Origin of the sequence: Brenneria izbisi (assembly GCF_025840185.1) — a bacterium.
Classification (GTDB): Bacteria; Pseudomonadota; Gammaproteobacteria; order Enterobacterales; family Enterobacteriaceae; genus Brenneria; species Brenneria izbisi.
This window is the reverse complement of record NZ_JAMPJU010000007.1, coordinates 53,847-67,933: the sequence shown is the minus strand read 5'-3', so window position 1 is coordinate 67,933 and position 14,087 is coordinate 53,847. Positions and strand designations below refer to the sequence as shown.

The 14,087-nt window shown below is 53.1% G+C and carries 11 protein-coding genes; 5 read left to right on the top strand and 6 right to left on the bottom strand.

What is annotated here, in order from left to right:
• The first annotated feature begins 50 nt into the window (after window positions 1-50).
• The gene (locus NC856_RS10795) at window positions 51-1,091 is read left to right on the top strand and encodes an NADP(H)-dependent aldo-keto reductase (protein WP_264090441.1); all 1,041 of its coding nucleotides are present in this window, start codon (window positions 51-53) and stop codon (window positions 1,089-1,091) included.
• Between the two features lie 59 nt (window positions 1,092-1,150).
• Here the strand turns inward: NC856_RS10795 and NC856_RS10790 are convergent, their stop codons facing one another.
• The 4 genes from NC856_RS10790 to trmB all read right to left on the bottom strand — a co-directional run bounded on the left by NC856_RS10790 (window position 1,151) and on the right by trmB (window position 6,329).
• On the bottom strand, window positions 1,151-4,138 hold the full coding sequence (locus tag NC856_RS10790; RefSeq protein WP_264090440.1) for an autotransporter domain-containing protein: 2,988 nt from the start codon (window positions 4,136-4,138) through the stop codon (window positions 1,151-1,153).
• Between the two features lie 316 nt (window positions 4,139-4,454).
• Entirely contained in the window at window positions 4,455-5,168 is a 714-nt protein-coding gene (locus NC856_RS10785) for a YggN family protein (RefSeq protein WP_264090439.1), read from the bottom strand.
• Between the two features lie 95 nt (window positions 5,169-5,263).
• A complete protein-coding gene (locus NC856_RS10780) occupies window positions 5,264-5,608 on the bottom strand; it encodes a YggL family protein (protein ID WP_264090438.1) in 345 nt (114 codons plus the stop codon).
• Between the two features lies 1 nt (window position 5,609).
• Window positions 5,610-6,329 (bottom strand): tRNA (guanosine(46)-N7)-methyltransferase TrmB, encoded by a 720-nt coding sequence (trmB, locus tag NC856_RS10775; protein WP_264090437.1) that lies wholly within the window; start codon window positions 6,327-6,329, stop codon window positions 5,610-5,612.
• Between the two features lie 164 nt (window positions 6,330-6,493).
• On the opposite strand from trmB, the gene mutY reads away from it, so the two are divergent.
• From mutY to NC856_RS10755, 4 genes are all read left to right on the top strand, one after another.
• Window positions 6,494-7,564 carry an A/G-specific adenine glycosylase gene (gene mutY / locus NC856_RS10770; RefSeq protein WP_264090436.1) on the top strand — a complete coding sequence of 357 codons (1,071 nt, stop codon included), beginning with the start codon at window positions 6,494-6,496 and terminating at the stop codon, window positions 7,562-7,564.
• 35 nt (window positions 7,565-7,599) lie between these two features.
• Window positions 7,600-7,872: an oxidative damage protection protein gene (locus NC856_RS10765; protein WP_264090435.1), complete on the top strand. Its 273-nt coding sequence runs from the start codon at window positions 7,600-7,602 to the stop codon at window positions 7,870-7,872.
• Between the two features lie 54 nt (window positions 7,873-7,926).
• Window positions 7,927-9,000, top strand: a complete 1,074-nt coding sequence (mltC, locus tag NC856_RS10760; RefSeq protein WP_264090434.1) for a membrane-bound lytic murein transglycosylase MltC — start codon at window positions 7,927-7,929, stop codon at window positions 8,998-9,000.
• A gap of 90 nt (window positions 9,001-9,090) precedes the next feature.
• Window positions 9,091-10,137 carry a helix-turn-helix domain-containing protein gene (locus NC856_RS10755; protein WP_264090433.1) on the top strand — a complete coding sequence of 349 codons (1,047 nt, stop codon included), beginning with the start codon at window positions 9,091-9,093 and terminating at the stop codon, window positions 10,135-10,137.
• On the opposite strand, the gene NC856_RS10750 is transcribed toward NC856_RS10755, so the two are convergent.
• Together NC856_RS10750 and NC856_RS10745 are read right to left on the bottom strand one after the other, a co-directional pair.
• Window positions 10,100-11,140: an alpha/beta hydrolase family protein gene (locus tag NC856_RS10750; protein ID WP_264090432.1), complete on the bottom strand. Its 1,041-nt coding sequence runs from the start codon at window positions 11,138-11,140 to the stop codon at window positions 10,100-10,102. The two genes, NC856_RS10755 and NC856_RS10750, sit on opposite strands and share 38 nt — an antisense overlap.
• Before the next feature lie 388 nt (window positions 11,141-11,528).
• On the bottom strand, window positions 11,529-13,685 hold the full coding sequence (locus NC856_RS10745) for an ornithine decarboxylase (protein WP_264090431.1): 2,157 nt from the start codon (window positions 13,683-13,685) through the stop codon (window positions 11,529-11,531).
• Between the last annotated feature and the right edge of the window lie 402 nt (window positions 13,686-14,087).

Sequence of the window (14,087 nt, the reverse complement as noted above, 5' to 3'; positions counted from 1 at the left end):
CACCGGGCATTGATGCATCGGTTATTTTCAGACATACAAGGAAGCTGGCAATGCAATATCACCGTATTCCCCATAGTGCTTTAGAAGTCAGTGTGCTGGGTCTTGGCACGATGACTTTTGGCGAACAAAACAGTGAAGCTGAAGCGCATGCACAGCTTGATCACGCCATTGCCGCTGGCGTTAACCTGATTGATACCGCAGAGATGTATCCTGTTCCGCCACGACCGGAAACCCAGGGGCTGACCGAAAGTTATATCGGTTCATGGCTGAAATCCCGCGGCGGACGTGAAAAACTCATTCTGGCAAGCAAGGTTAGCGGTCCGGCCCGCGGCAATGATAACGCTATTCGTCCACAACAGGCGTTGGATCGCAAAAACATCCGTGACGCGCTGGACGCCAGCCTTAAGCGCCTGAACACCGATTATATTGATTTGTACCAATTGCACTGGCCGCAACGCCAAACCAACTGTTTCGGTAAACTGGGGTACCAGTATACCGAAGACAAACCGGCAGTGACCCTGCTGGAAACGTTGGAAGCGCTGAATGAGCAGGTCAGAGCCGGTAAGATTCGTTACATCGGCGTTTCCAACGAAACGCCCTGGGGCGTGATGCGCTATCTGCATCTGGCTGAGAAACACGAATTGCCGCGCATCGTATCGATTCAAAACCCATACAGTCTGCTTAACCGCAGCTTTGAAGTGGGGTTGGCGGAAATCAGTCAGCATGAAGGGGTGGAACTGCTGGCGTACTCGTCGTTAGCGTTTGGTACGCTGACAGGGAAATACCTTAATGGCGCCAAACCTGCCGGCGCCCGTAATACGTTGTTCAGCCGCTTTACCCGTTACACTGCGCCTCATACTGAGTCGGCAATCGCCGAATACGTCGCGCTGGCGCGGAAACATGGACTGGATCCGGCGCAGATGGCGTTGGCTTTCGTCCGCCAGCAACCGTTTGTCGCCACTACCTTGCTGGGGGCCACCTCGGTGGAGCAACTCAAGATCAACCTGGCGAGTCAGGATCTGCGGTTAAATAGCGAGATTCTGGACGAACTGGACGCGATCCACCGCCGCTTTACGATCCCGGCGCCGTAATTTCCGCCCATATCGTTTGATACGCCGTTCCTAACGGAGCAGCGTATCGCCATACTCACTCAGAATGTCGCGCTGAACTGCATCCTGACGCTGTCGTCACGCGTATTTTTCCCCAACATGCCCTGATAACCCAGCGACAGTTTTCCGCTTTGCGTCAGACCCAAAGACATCCCTGCACGCAGCAGCAAGGTATCGCGATCGGCGCCGGACTTGATGGTGAATTCGTCGCCACGCGCAAAACGCAGCCGCATTTGATTATCATCAGCCATCATACGGCGCTGGTAGCCTGCATCCGTGTAAAAGGCGACCGGCAGCGGGGAGGAAAAGCGCAATTCACTGCGTAGACCCAGCGTGGAAAACGCTGTGCCGCCAGTCTGTTTGCGCCAGTTCAGCGCCGCCTCGCCGCCATTTTCCCGTGCGCCGGGCATGCTCATCCAGACATAAGCCGCGTTGCCATAAGGCTCAAGGCTAAAATGATCGTTAAACGCAAACCGATGACTGCCCTCAGCAAAGCCCTGCGCCAAATGAGCGCGGTATTTCGATCGCGCCCGACTCTCCAGCCCCGGCACGGTGATCGAACGTTCGCTTGCCATATCCAGATAGCTATATGTTATACCGCTGCGGATATCCATCCCCCACTGCTTGCTACCCCAGAAACCTGCGAGATGATAGGCGGTGACATCCGTGCTGGACGCACGTTCATCGATTTTGATTTTGCTTTTCTCACTGCCGAGCGCAAAACCCAGGGTACTGTTTTCACCGATTGCGTTACCATTACCGATTAAAAAACCATAACCGCTGTGCGTCACCTGGGCGAACCCCGGCTGTTTATCCACCTGCCCTTCATTAGCCCAGGAACTCAACCACAAGGCATCCGCTTTTCCTGCATGCATTGAGCTATTGATTACGTCGCGCATATAACGGCTACGCTGGAACATGGCGGAACGGGACGCGGCATAAATCTCACCGTTGAGGTTATCAAATGCGGCGCGGGCGGCTTCTTCACTTCTTGTGTCGGCTATCACCGCAAAAACCCGACCACGCTTCTGACTGTCAATCGCCTGAGCGACAGCGCTTTGATTACGATTTTGCGCCACGTCGTTGAATGGCCGACTATTACGCGCCACCTCCAGATAAGCCTGCTGGTCGCTGTAGCTCAGCGTATCGGTCAGAAAAAGCGTCTGGCGGGGCGAGGTCAGCGGATCGAAGGCCCCGGTTAGCTTACCGCCCACATTGACCAGCGAAAAACGCTCGCCAAACGCCTGCGGATAAGCGCTTGTCAGCATGACCTTTCCCGCCAGATGCGCGTCCTGCGTGACCCTCAGGCTATCCGTTCTGCCCTGTTCATCAACCTCAAACGCATAGATGCCGCCTTGCCGGAAAGTCACATTGCCTACGGTCAATGTCCCAATGGAAGTGCCGGGCGAGAGCGTGGCGCCGTCATCAACCGTCACGCTGCCGGCAATCTTGCCGTGACCGCTCAGCGTCGCGGCGGATTGTACCCAGACATCGCCAGCCAGACTGCCTGTTCCCCCCGCGACAGCGCCGACCACAATCTCGCCGCCCTGGATGATGGTCGGCCCGGCATAGCGGTTATCGCCCGTCAGATAAAGCGTGCCATCGCCTTGCTTACGCAAACCGACGTCACGTCCAAACAGCGTGCTTTCAGGATTTTGATTACGAACCTGAGCAATATCATTACGCCAGGCGCTATCTACACCCTGGGTATCAACGCCATACAAAGCATACTCGCCGCCGGTCGCCCCGCCGCCAATATCATCATCGCTCAGCCGCCGCGCATTCAGCGCGCCCGGCCCCTGCACGGCTTTATAAGCGTTCACGATCCCCTGGCCGAACAGCGATTGATAGTCGTTTTCAGGAAGCACGGTGATATTCTGTTCGCTGGATGCGGTGAGGATCATGTCTCGCAACCGTTCCTTCACTTCTTCGGGGGTTTGTTCTGTGATTAATGAGCCAAGCAGAACATTTATCTCATCTTCAGTAACTGTGACATCGCGTTGGGTTGAATAAAATTTCAGCGTGATATCGACCAGATTCAGATCGCCATCGTATTCGTTGCGTGTCAGCATTATCGCTTTAGGACGATTATCGCCGCTCAACGGCGTCGCGGTGGAAAGCAAGACATCGGCAATCTGTTTACCGTCCAGATAGGGAAACGCTTCGCTAACCAGCGCGCCGACGCCCGCTACGTAAGGTGCGGAAAACGAGGTGCCACTCAACCTGGTATACGTGTCCTCGCCTATGGTGGTGGAGACTTCCACCCCTGGCGCCAGCAGGCTGTATTCGCTAGCCCCCAAAGCCAGGTTACTGAACGAAGCGATAAACGCCGCGCTATTTGAAGATTGCCGGGGATCATACGTCATCACGTTGAGCCAGTTGTTGCCAATTCGGTTCTCCCGACCAGTGACGTCCAACCACGTCGGCAACCCGGCCAGCAACGCGGGCGTCAGATGTCCCTCGTTTCCTGCGGAGACAACCATCAATTTTCCGCGTGATGTGATACCTTCCGCCAACTCGGTAAAACCGGGAATCAAAATATTGTCTATCTCGTCCTTGATTTCGGGAGAATAGCTGTCGATATTGTCATAATAGAGTTCAAAACCCCAGCTGTTATTGATGATTTTCACATCCGGGTATTCCGCGATTTCCCCCATCGCCTGCGCCAGACTACCAATGCTGAGATCGGTGCCGAGCGCCAGCAGGTTGGCATTGTATGCAACGCCCTGTACGCCGGCATCGTTCTTCGCCTCGCCTATCACCCCTGCAACGGCGCGACCGTGCGGCGATCTATCGGCAGGAGTGCTGATCCAGCGCGTTCTGTCATCCACCCGGCCCAGAAACTCCGCCCCTGACAAATCGGCACTGGTATCAATAATCCCCACCGTTACGCCCCGACCACTAAATCCCAGTGCGTAAGCATCCGCCGCCCGCATCGAATCCAGCGACGCACCGTTGCTCAGATATTCCGGCGTTCGAAAATCATCCGCGGTAGCCGCCCGCAATGGCGTAGCCGGAAAACAAGCCATCACCCATAGTGCGCCCGTCCACCACCGGGACCACTGACTGAATCTCGTTTTATGACTGATGACATTTTGACATGAAGTGTGCGTTCCATGCTCGAAGCCAGGAATAACCCTGGAAAAAATTTCCATGTACCCTCCATAGTATTTCACATCACAGATAAAGACTGTCCTTAACGGCTTACGTTATAGCTTATTAGCATTACGAAAAGAAAAAATTATGAAACCATAATAATTGTAAAAAAATACGATCCAATAAAATCAAAAGGCAATATATGAAAATGCTGCCTTTTGATAATCGATTGAAAATGATTACAATAATCTACTTAATTGACTGCAATAAATTGTTACGTTTGTTTTCCAATGTAGTGACGCGCTGGCACACATCACGGCCAAACTGTTGAAATTCCATTTCTTGATTGTTCCACTCAGTCTGAATCGCTTTTTGTAAACCGCCGAGATTGCCCATCATCGCCTGTAACGGGTTGCCGCCGCTGGACATCTGTTTTACGCCCATTTCATTGAGACTGTCCTGCAAGACGCCGCCCATGCTCTGCTGCACCAGTTGCTTGCCATCCTGCTCGACCTGTTTGATCGCCTGATGGTGGAAGGTCAATCCGTCGCTGCGGTGTTCAATGATGCGGTTCATCTGCTGCTTGAGTTGCTTATCGAGCGTCGTCAACCGGTTACGCACATTACTATCGCTGCCTAACTCCTGCACAATGATTTTATCCAGCGCGACGCGCGCTTTTTCCAGACGCTGCCTCGCCCCCTGATCGATCCACGGGATCTGCTGGCGCAGATCTTCCTGATAGGCTTTAGACTGCCGGCGTTGCTCGGCATTCAACGTCAAGGACGTGCCGTTACGTACCATATCTCCCTGCGGTGAAATCTGTAAATTCCCACTGGCGCCAACCACCTGCACCTGCTGCGGACTGATGATGATATCGTCCTGCGGGTTAACGCTACACTGATAGGCGGCCTGAGCCTGCCAGGACATTAACATCAGTAAACCGAGAGTCATTTTACGCAACATATTTTCTCCTGAAGAAACAACGACGGAGGCGGGGAGAATCGCTAGCCGGACGAAAAAGGCCGAATAACGATGGCGTTACTCAGCCGCGCCCTGATTTACAACAGTTGTTCGGGTAAGTCCCACCAGATGTCAAACAGATCGCTGACTTTAACATCAGTCAGTTTCTGCTCTTCCAGCCAGCGGCTGACCAGTTGACGGTGTTCATCGGTGCAATGGCCGATCTTCTGCAAACAGATCAATCCTTCCCATTGCAGATAACCGCTGCCTTCAAACGCCAGGCCATTCGGTTCAATGACGTCATCAACGAATTTATCCATCATGCGATCGATATCTTCAACGCTGGTTCCTTGCGGGAAACGCCAGCTAACGGAAAAGCCTAGTTCCTGAAACTCATCAATGTGCAATTTTTTCCGTAAACGACGGCTACGAGCTTGTGCCATATTAATTCATCCTCTCAAACATAAGATCCCAAACGCCATGCCCCAAACGCTGGCCGCGAGCTTCAAATTTCGTCAGCGGACGTGATTGCGGCCGCTCAACATAGTCATTATTGTCAGAAAGGTTGCGATAGCCTGCGACAGCGCTCATCACTTCGAGCATATGTTGCGCATAAGGTTCCCAGTCTGTAGCCATATGGAAGACGCCGCCGATGTTTAACTTGCGTCGCACCAGTTCCACAAAAGGCGTCTGCACGATGCGGCGTTTGTTATGCCGGGCTTTATGCCACGGATCAGGGAAGAAAAGCTGCACCATCGACAGCGAACCGTCGGGGATCATGTTTTCCAACACTTCCACCGCGTCATGGCACATGACGCGCAGGTTGCCGATATCCGCCTCATGCGCTGACGCAAGACAGGCGCCCACGCCGGGCAGATGCACCTCAATTCCCAGGAAATTCTGTTCTGGATGTTGCGCGGCCATGCTCACCAGCGACGCGCCCATGCCAAAACCAATTTCCAGCACCACCGGCGCTTCACGACCAAACAGCGAGCTAAATACCAGCGGTTCCGTCTGATATTCCACGCCCATCACCGGCCAATAGTTATCCAGCGCTAATTGTTGCCCGTTGGTCAGACGTCCCTGACGACGAACAAAACTGCGTATCCGACGCAGTGGGCGCCCGTTTTCATCAAATTCCGGCGAGATGACATTGTTAATCATAAAGCGTGCTTACTGGCTGTCCGATTTCATTAAGGAAACGCGCATTATGCAAGGATACTGTGGTTTAGCAAGTCCGCCGCCTCGGAAAGTTCCGGTTTACAGCATCATGACTCTGTGCTGGAATCGCTGTCAGACTTTTACCTGCCGGATAGTGATCCCATTTTATGATGCAAGCGCAACAGTTCGCGCACCAGGTGCTGGACTGGTATCAGCGTTATGGCCGCAAAACCCTGCCATGGCAGCTTGAGAAAACGCCCTATAAAGTATGGCTGTCCGAAGTGATGTTGCAACAAACTCAGGTCGCCACAGTCATTCCCTATTTTCAGCGCTTCATGGCCCGCTTCCCTGATGTTAACGCTCTGGCGAATGCGCCGCTGGATGAAGTGCTGCACCTGTGGACCGGGCTGGGCTATTACGCTCGCGCCCGCAATCTGCACAAAGCCGCGCAAACCATCGCTTCCCGACACGGCGGCGTGTTCCCCACCACATTTGATGAGGTGGCCGATTTACCCGGCGTCGGTCGCTCCACCGCCGGCGCTATTCTGTCTCTATCGCTGGGACAGCACTACCCGATCCTGGACGGCAACGTAAAACGCGTACTGGCGCGCTGCTATGCGGTTGATGGCTGGCCGGGTAAAAAAGAGGTCGAAAAACGGCTGTGGACATTAAGCGAAGCGGTAACCCCAGCTGGCGGCGTCAGCCAGTTCAATCAGGCGATGATGGATTTGGGCGCAATGGTGTGTACCCGCAGTCGTCCCAAATGCGAACTGTGTCCGCTCAATAAGGGCTGTATCGCTTATGTCAACCAGAACTGGGCGCAGTATCCCGGCAAAAAGCCTAAACAAACGCTGCCGGAGAAAACCGGCTGGTTTCTGTTGCTGCAACAAGGCTCAAAAGTATGGCTGCAACAACGCCCTGCCGTGGGTCTGTGGGGCGGATTATTCTGCTTTCCGCAATTCAGCGCACGCCATGAATTGGAACAATGGGTGCAACAACGCGGTCTGAACGTTAACGCACTCCAGCAACTGAACGCGTTTCGTCACACATTCAGCCATTTCCATCTGGATATCGTGCCGCTCTGGTTGCACGTCGGCGAGCAGGATCGTTCACTACAAAGGTCCCGCATGGATGAAGGCGCAGGTCTCTGGTATAACTTAGCGCAGCCGCCTGCTGTCGGGTTGGCAACCCCGGTTGAACGCCTGCTGCGGGAATTGGCCCAGCCGCAGTCAGCATGATGATTGAATGCCTGCGTAATTAATGAGGAACAAGCATGAGCAGAACGATTTTTTGTACTTTTTTACAACGTGATGCCGAAGGGCAGGATTTTCAGCTTTATCCGGGCGAACTGGGGAAACGCATCTATAACGAGATCTCCAAAGAAGCCTGGGCGCAATGGCAAACCAAGCAAACCATGCTGATCAATGAAAAGAAACTCAGCATGATGAACGTCGACGATCGCAAACTGCTGGAACAGGAAATGATCAAATTCCTGTTTGAGGGGAAGGACGTACATATCGAAGGCTATACGCCCCCGAGTCATTGATACCGCAGGGTCCGACGATCCTGTTACGTCTTTCATTCCGACACGGCTTTTTATATGAAGAAAACTTTAGCTTTGCTGGTTATCGCGCCGTTACTCATCTCCTGCTCAGGGAGCAAAGATAACGCCGTCAACGAACAATTTATCAAGGATACCAATGCGTTCGATATTCTGATGGGGCAGTTCGCCCACAACATTGAGAATATCTGGGGTATGAACGAAGTCCTGATCGCCGGACCGAAAGATTACGTAAAATATAGCGACCAATATCAAACACGCAGCCATATCAATTTTGATGCCGGTACGATCACCATTGAGACTATTTCGGCGACCAATTCCGTCGCCAGCTTGCGTCAGGCGATTATCACCACCTTGCTGATGGGTGACGACGCCACCAACACCGATCTTTACTCCGACGCCAATGATATTCAGATCAGCCGCGAACCGATGCTTTATGGGCAGGTGCTGGACAACACCGGGCAGCCGATCCGCTGGGAAGGCCGCGCCGCCAGCTTTGCCGATTATCTGATCCAGAACCGCTTGCAGAAACGAAATTCCGGGTTGCATGTCATCTGGTCCGTCACCATTCAGTTGGTTCCCAACCATCTGGACAAACGTGCGCACAAATATCTGCCGCTGGTGCGTAAAGCTGCCGAGCGCTACGGCATTGAAGAATCGCTTATTCTGGCGATCATGCAGACGGAATCCAGTTTCAACCCCTATGCGGTCAGCCGCTCCGACGCACTCGGTCTGATGCAGGTCGTCCAGCACAGCGCGGGCCGTGATGTATTCAAAATGAAAGGAAAGTGGGGACAGCCCAGCCGTAGTTATCTGTTTGATCCAGAAAACAACATTGATGCCGGTACTGCCTATCTGTCGATTCTGAAGAACAACTATCTGGCCGGAATTGCAGACCCAACCTCGCGGCGTTATGCGGTGATCACCGCTTATAACGGCGGCGCGGGCAGTGTCCTGCGGGTGTTCTCCAGCGACCGGGATCGGGCGGTGGGAATTATCAATAACATGTCGCCCAGCGATGTTTATCAGACGCTGACCACCAAACATCCGTCAGGCGAGTCTCGACGATATCTGTACAAAGTGAATACGGCGCAGAAAAATTATCGTCGCTAGCGATTATTTCAATCATTCTGGCTGGGCCTCTGACATGGATGACCAAAGGCTCAGTATCATAAAACCACCTGACCGCATAAGGGAACTGGCATGCCCGCGATACCGCTACCGTTTATCACCGCGTTTCTGTTAATCGTCCTTTTCCTGCGAATTCGGCATATTAACGGCAAGGCGCGTTCGACAAAAACAGAAACCGCGTTTATTGCCGCCAGTTGTCTTACTATCACCCTGTGCGGATTCCACTGGGGAACATCGCTTTCACTGCCAGCCTTTTTTCAACCGATTGTCGCAGCCTCTGTGCCGCCGCTGTTTTGGCTTTGCGCCAAACCAGTCAATAACGACAGCAAACCGTTGGTACGCTACTTTCGGCATCTGCTTCCCGTGATCGGCGTGGCTCTCCTGGTCACCATGAGAGCCCACATCAACTTGCCGCTGCTCGATTTATCGCTGCTGATGATTTACGCCGGCTATGGCACGGCGTTGGTTCACTCGTCATGCGCTATTCCATCGGCATCCCCCCGGTGGAAAAAAATACGTTTTCTGGCGGGCGTTTATTTCATCTGCTCGGGGATGGCCGATATCGCCATCGCGCTGGATCTGGAGATTTTTGGCGGCAGGCGGGCGCCGGGAATGATTGCCGCCGCCCACATTGCCACGCTGATTGTTCTGACTTTGCTTATTGTGACCACGGACCCTTCTCTGGCGGAAACGGCTGAGAAAAATAGAGACGGCGTCGAAATACAGCCTGCCAGCCCTGAAGATCGGGCGCTGGCAGACAAACTGGATCAATTGATCCGTACCCACAATCTCTATACCGATCCCACGATGACGATCCAACGCCTTGCCCGACGGCTGGGCATCCCCACCCGGCAACTATCGGAAGCCATTAATCGCGTTTACGGGCGTAATATTTCTCAGATCATGAATGGCTATCGTATTAATGAAGCCAGGCGGTTACTCAGCCAGACCGATTCACGCATCATCGACATCATGTTGGCCTGCGGCTTCCAGACCAAATCAAACTTCAACCGGGAGTTTTTAAAATTCACGGGGATGTCCCCCAGCCACTGGCGACGCGCCAACACCTCATCAACATCCGCTAGTTCTGCTGCCACGTCCGCGTCAGAAAGCCGTTGATCTTCTCGATCAGCGCACGATGAATGGCCTCGCGAGAACCCGTTGCGCCATCCGTGCAGATAATGCCTTCGCCCGGTTCTGAAGCATTGATGAGTGCTGCCGCGCCCGGCTTGCAGAGTTGCATAAAGCTAAAGTGCGTGGCATCAGCGATTTCCTGATATTGCGCCTTATTCGCCGGCAAATACCGCATCAGATAGCGTGATTCGAGCGAGGCGGGCAAAGCCGGGTCGGGAACGCCGGCGGCGATAACCAGTACCGGCACCGGCATGGCCGCCAGACTCATTGGGGTAAACCCTCTTGCCAGCCCCAGATCCAACGCAACGACCGCGCTGACCCGTTGGTCCCGCGCAGACGCATCAAGCCGCGCTCTCGACGTTTCATCCTTTCCGGCGCCAATCGTCAGATAGATCTTGCAGGAGGCGAGTTGCTTTTGCGTCACGCAGTCCTTTGCAAACCGTTCGGCGTTAAAACGCGCGCCAGCCATGGCTAATGCCGTCCATCCGCCCAGCGAATGCCCGACAACGGCAATCTGCCCGGATGAAATATTACCGGCGATGGCTGAATCCGTCTGTAAGGCGGTAATCACCCGGCTTACATCGTCAGGCCGCAGCCAAAGTTTCGCCGCCGCCGCAGGTTTCATATCAAAGGATGTCGTGCCGGGATGATTAGGCGCGGCAACCACATACCCTTTTTGCGCCAGCGCATGGGCCAGCCAAAGCTGATTGCGCCAACTTCCGCCATAACCATGGGAAATAATCACTAAAGGATGTAAACCGGCCTGCGGTTGCGGCTGCTTAATCACCGGTACGCCGAAGAAAGCGGGATTTTCGCCAAGAGATTCGCTTTCCCCGGCCGCATCGGTCGGATAGAGCACCGCCACGCTGAGCGGCCGACCCTTGTTTTCGTCGGCCAAGTCCAGATGCCGATACCCCACGGATGAAGATGCCAGCAACGGGAAACACAGCAGACAACTCCAGGTAAAAACGATAAATAAGAATTTCATAATTGAAAGCTCCGACAGAAGCCCAACAAAGCTCACAGCACAGAAGACGAATAGGCCAGCGATGTGAAAAATGCAAGGCATAGGAATGAACGGCGCCTTTTTACTGAGAATGACCGTCAGAAGCGACCTAAAACACTATTTAGTACCTTTTATTTTGAACCAGGAGCCTGGCGGCATTTTGTGCCATTACGTTCTAATCGGCAAAACCGGCTTAAGAAATCCATATAAAACAAAGAAATAAAAGATTGAGCTTTAATGAATTATTAAATAAGACATGATTAACTACAGATAGACAGGCAAGTTTCATCAAAATGAGACGCAAGAACGGCAATCCGCCGCCATCTGACTCATCAAGACAAACAAGCCCGGATAACCGGGCCTGGGATGATTACCGCTCAATCACATGACCATACAGACGTTTGCTGCCGTCTTCTTCGGCGACGCTGTATACGCCCTGTAACTCAGGAGAGAACCCCGGCAGCAGATTGATCCCCGCTTCCAACGCCAGGAAGTAACGTTGAACCGCCCCGCCCCAGATTTCTCCCGGCACCACACACAACACGCCCGGCGGATAAGGCAACGCGCCTTCCGCCGCGATACGGCCAGCGGCCTGCGCGATTGGCACCAGTTCTATCTCGCCCCGGACAAAAGCGCTGTTTGCTTCTTGCGGCAGCATCGCCGCCTGCGGGAAATCCGCTTTACGGAACATTGCTTTTTGCAAATCTTTCACGTTGTGGCTGGCATAAAAATCATGCATTTCCTGACAGAGTTGCCGCAGCGTATAACCCCGATAGCGCTGCTCATATTTCTGATACAGGCTTGGCAACACCTCGCTCAGCGGCGCATCGCGAACAACCATGTCTTCAAAATGCACCAGCGCGTCCACCAGACGCTGTAGTTTCAGGCTGTCTTCCGCAGGTGTCAGCAGGAACAGGATCGAGTTCAGATCGCATTTTTCCGGGATAATGCCGTATTCGCGCAGGTAATTCGCCAGAATGGTGGCAGGAATACCAAAATCGGTATATTCGCCGCTGATCGCATCAATACCCGGCGTGGTTAACAGCAACTTGCAAGGATCGATAAAATACTGATCCTGCGCATATCCTGCAAATGAGTGCCACTTTTCGCCCGGTTCGAAGTTAAAGAAACGCACATCATGCGCAATCACGTCCGTTTCATGATCCTGCCAGGGAAGCCCCGCCACCGTGGTGGGAACAAACGGCTTAATCAAAGAACAACGCGACAGCAACTGCTTGCGCGCATCAATGCCGAGTTTGACGCAATCCAGCCACAAACGACGCCCGCTGTTGCCTTCGTGCATTTTGGCATTCACATCCAACGCCGCGAACAGCGGATAGAACGGGCTGGTCGAGGCATGCAACATGAATGCATTATTGAACCGCTTATGATTACAGAAGCGTTTTTGTCCTTTGATGTGGGTATCTTTCTTATGCACTTGCGAAGTCTGGGAAAAGCCCGCCTGCTGCTTATGCACCGACTGCGTAACAAAGATCCCCGGATCGTTTTCATTCAGTTCAAGCAGAAGCGGCGAGCACTGCTCCATCATCGGAATAAACTGCTCATACCCCACCCACGCGGAATCAAACAGAATGTAATCACATAGATGGCCGATGCTGTCCACCACCTGACGCGCGTTATAAATTGTGCCGTCATAGGTGCCAAGCTGGATCACCGCCAAACGAAACGGACGCTGCTCACCCGCGCGTTGCGGCGCGACTTCACGCACCAGATTACGCAGATAGGCCTCATCGAAACAGCGGGCATCAATACCGCCGATAAAACCGAAAGGGTTACGCGCCGTTTCCAGGTAAACAGGCGTGGCCCCAGCCTGAATCAGCGCACCATGATGGTTGGACTTATGGTTATTACGATCGAACAAAACCAGATCGCCACGGGTCAGCAGCGCGTTTGTCACTACCTTATTCGCCGCCGAAGTGCCATTCAGCACAAAGTAGGTCTTATCGGCGTTGAAAACACGCGCGGCAAACTTCTGCGCCTTTTTCGCCGCACCTTCGTGGATCAGCAAATCGCCGAGTTTGACGTCAGCATTGCAGATATCGGAACGGAAAATATTTTCGCCATAAAAATCAAAAAATTGCCGACCAGCAGGATGCTTGCGGAAAAACTGCCCCCCCTGATGGCCCGGACAGGCGAAGGTCGTATTCTTCATCTCGACATACCGGGTCAACGTATCGAAAAATGGCGGCAGCAACGCATCCTGATAACCTTGCGCCGCTTGTTCCAGCACGTCCGCATGTTCGCCAGCATCATCCAACAGTAACCACTCGCTGCCTGTCGGCAACATTTCAGACAGTGAATCCGCATCATTATCCCTGACAACAAAAGCAGGAATAGTAAAACCGGTGTGATGCAATATCGACAGAATCCCAATGCGGACCTCTTCAATAGAAACCACCACCGCCGCCACATCAGTAAAATCTGTCTGACTCAGCGCAACAATTTCACGTGTCGTGATTAAACGGCTGGCAACCGCCCCATTCGCCGCAATTTTTAACTGTTTCATTTAACCAAATCCAAACGGTTAAGGATGAGTGTACGTGCCTGGAAGACACAGCGCAGGGATAACAATCCCGACCAATCACAATATCAATCACTACGACAAACGTATGATTCCCACAATCATGACTGTAGGTTAAGAATGGAAAAGCTGAAGCCAGCACCATCCGATAGACATCAGTAAAATCAGAGGGGAGCTCTATTTTTACTCATGCCTAACAGTGAGCATACGAACGCCTCACCGCATGGTGGCAGGGGATAATCGACAGGAAAAAACGCGAACGACACGACTAAAACGGGAAATAGGCCATGACATCATCAAAGATCCGGCGCATTGATTTCGCACCATGAACAATGAATCCGACATATCAGGCAGCCCCTCTTTTTAGCCTCAGGTGAACAGGGAGTT

Bases quoted from the DNA above. Each gene is read 5' to 3' on its own strand.
- NC856_RS10785 (WP_264090439.1), bottom strand. From the start codon at position 5,168: ATGTTGCGTAAAATGACTCTCGGTTTACTGATGTTAATGTCCTGGCAG.
- NC856_RS10790 (WP_264090440.1), bottom strand. From the start codon at position 4,138: ATGGCTTGTTTTCCGGCTACGCCATTGCGGGCGGCTACCGCGGATGAT.
- mltC (WP_264090434.1), top strand. From the start codon at position 7,927: ATGAAGAAAACTTTAGCTTTGCTGGTTATCGCGCCGTTACTCATCTCC.
- NC856_RS10750 (WP_264090432.1), bottom strand. From the start codon at position 11,140: ATGAAATTCTTATTTATCGTTTTTACCTGGAGTTGTCTGCTGTGTTTC.
- NC856_RS10765 (WP_264090435.1), top strand. From the start codon at position 7,600: ATGAGCAGAACGATTTTTTGTACTTTTTTACAACGTGATGCCGAAGGG.
- mutY (WP_264090436.1), top strand. From the start codon at position 6,494: ATGATGCAAGCGCAACAGTTCGCGCACCAGGTGCTGGACTGGTATCAG.
- NC856_RS10795 (WP_264090441.1), top strand. From the start codon at position 51: ATGCAATATCACCGTATTCCCCATAGTGCTTTAGAAGTCAGTGTGCTG.
- trmB (WP_264090437.1), bottom strand. From the start codon at position 6,329: ATGATTAACAATGTCATCTCGCCGGAATTTGATGAAAACGGGCGCCCA.
- NC856_RS10755 (WP_264090433.1), top strand. From the start codon at position 9,091: ATGCCCGCGATACCGCTACCGTTTATCACCGCGTTTCTGTTAATCGTC.
- NC856_RS10745 (WP_264090431.1), bottom strand. From the start codon at position 13,685: ATGAAACAGTTAAAAATTGCGGCGAATGGGGCGGTTGCCAGCCGTTTA.
- NC856_RS10780 (WP_264090438.1), bottom strand. From the start codon at position 5,608: ATGGCACAAGCTCGTAGCCGTCGTTTACGGAAAAAATTGCACATTGAT.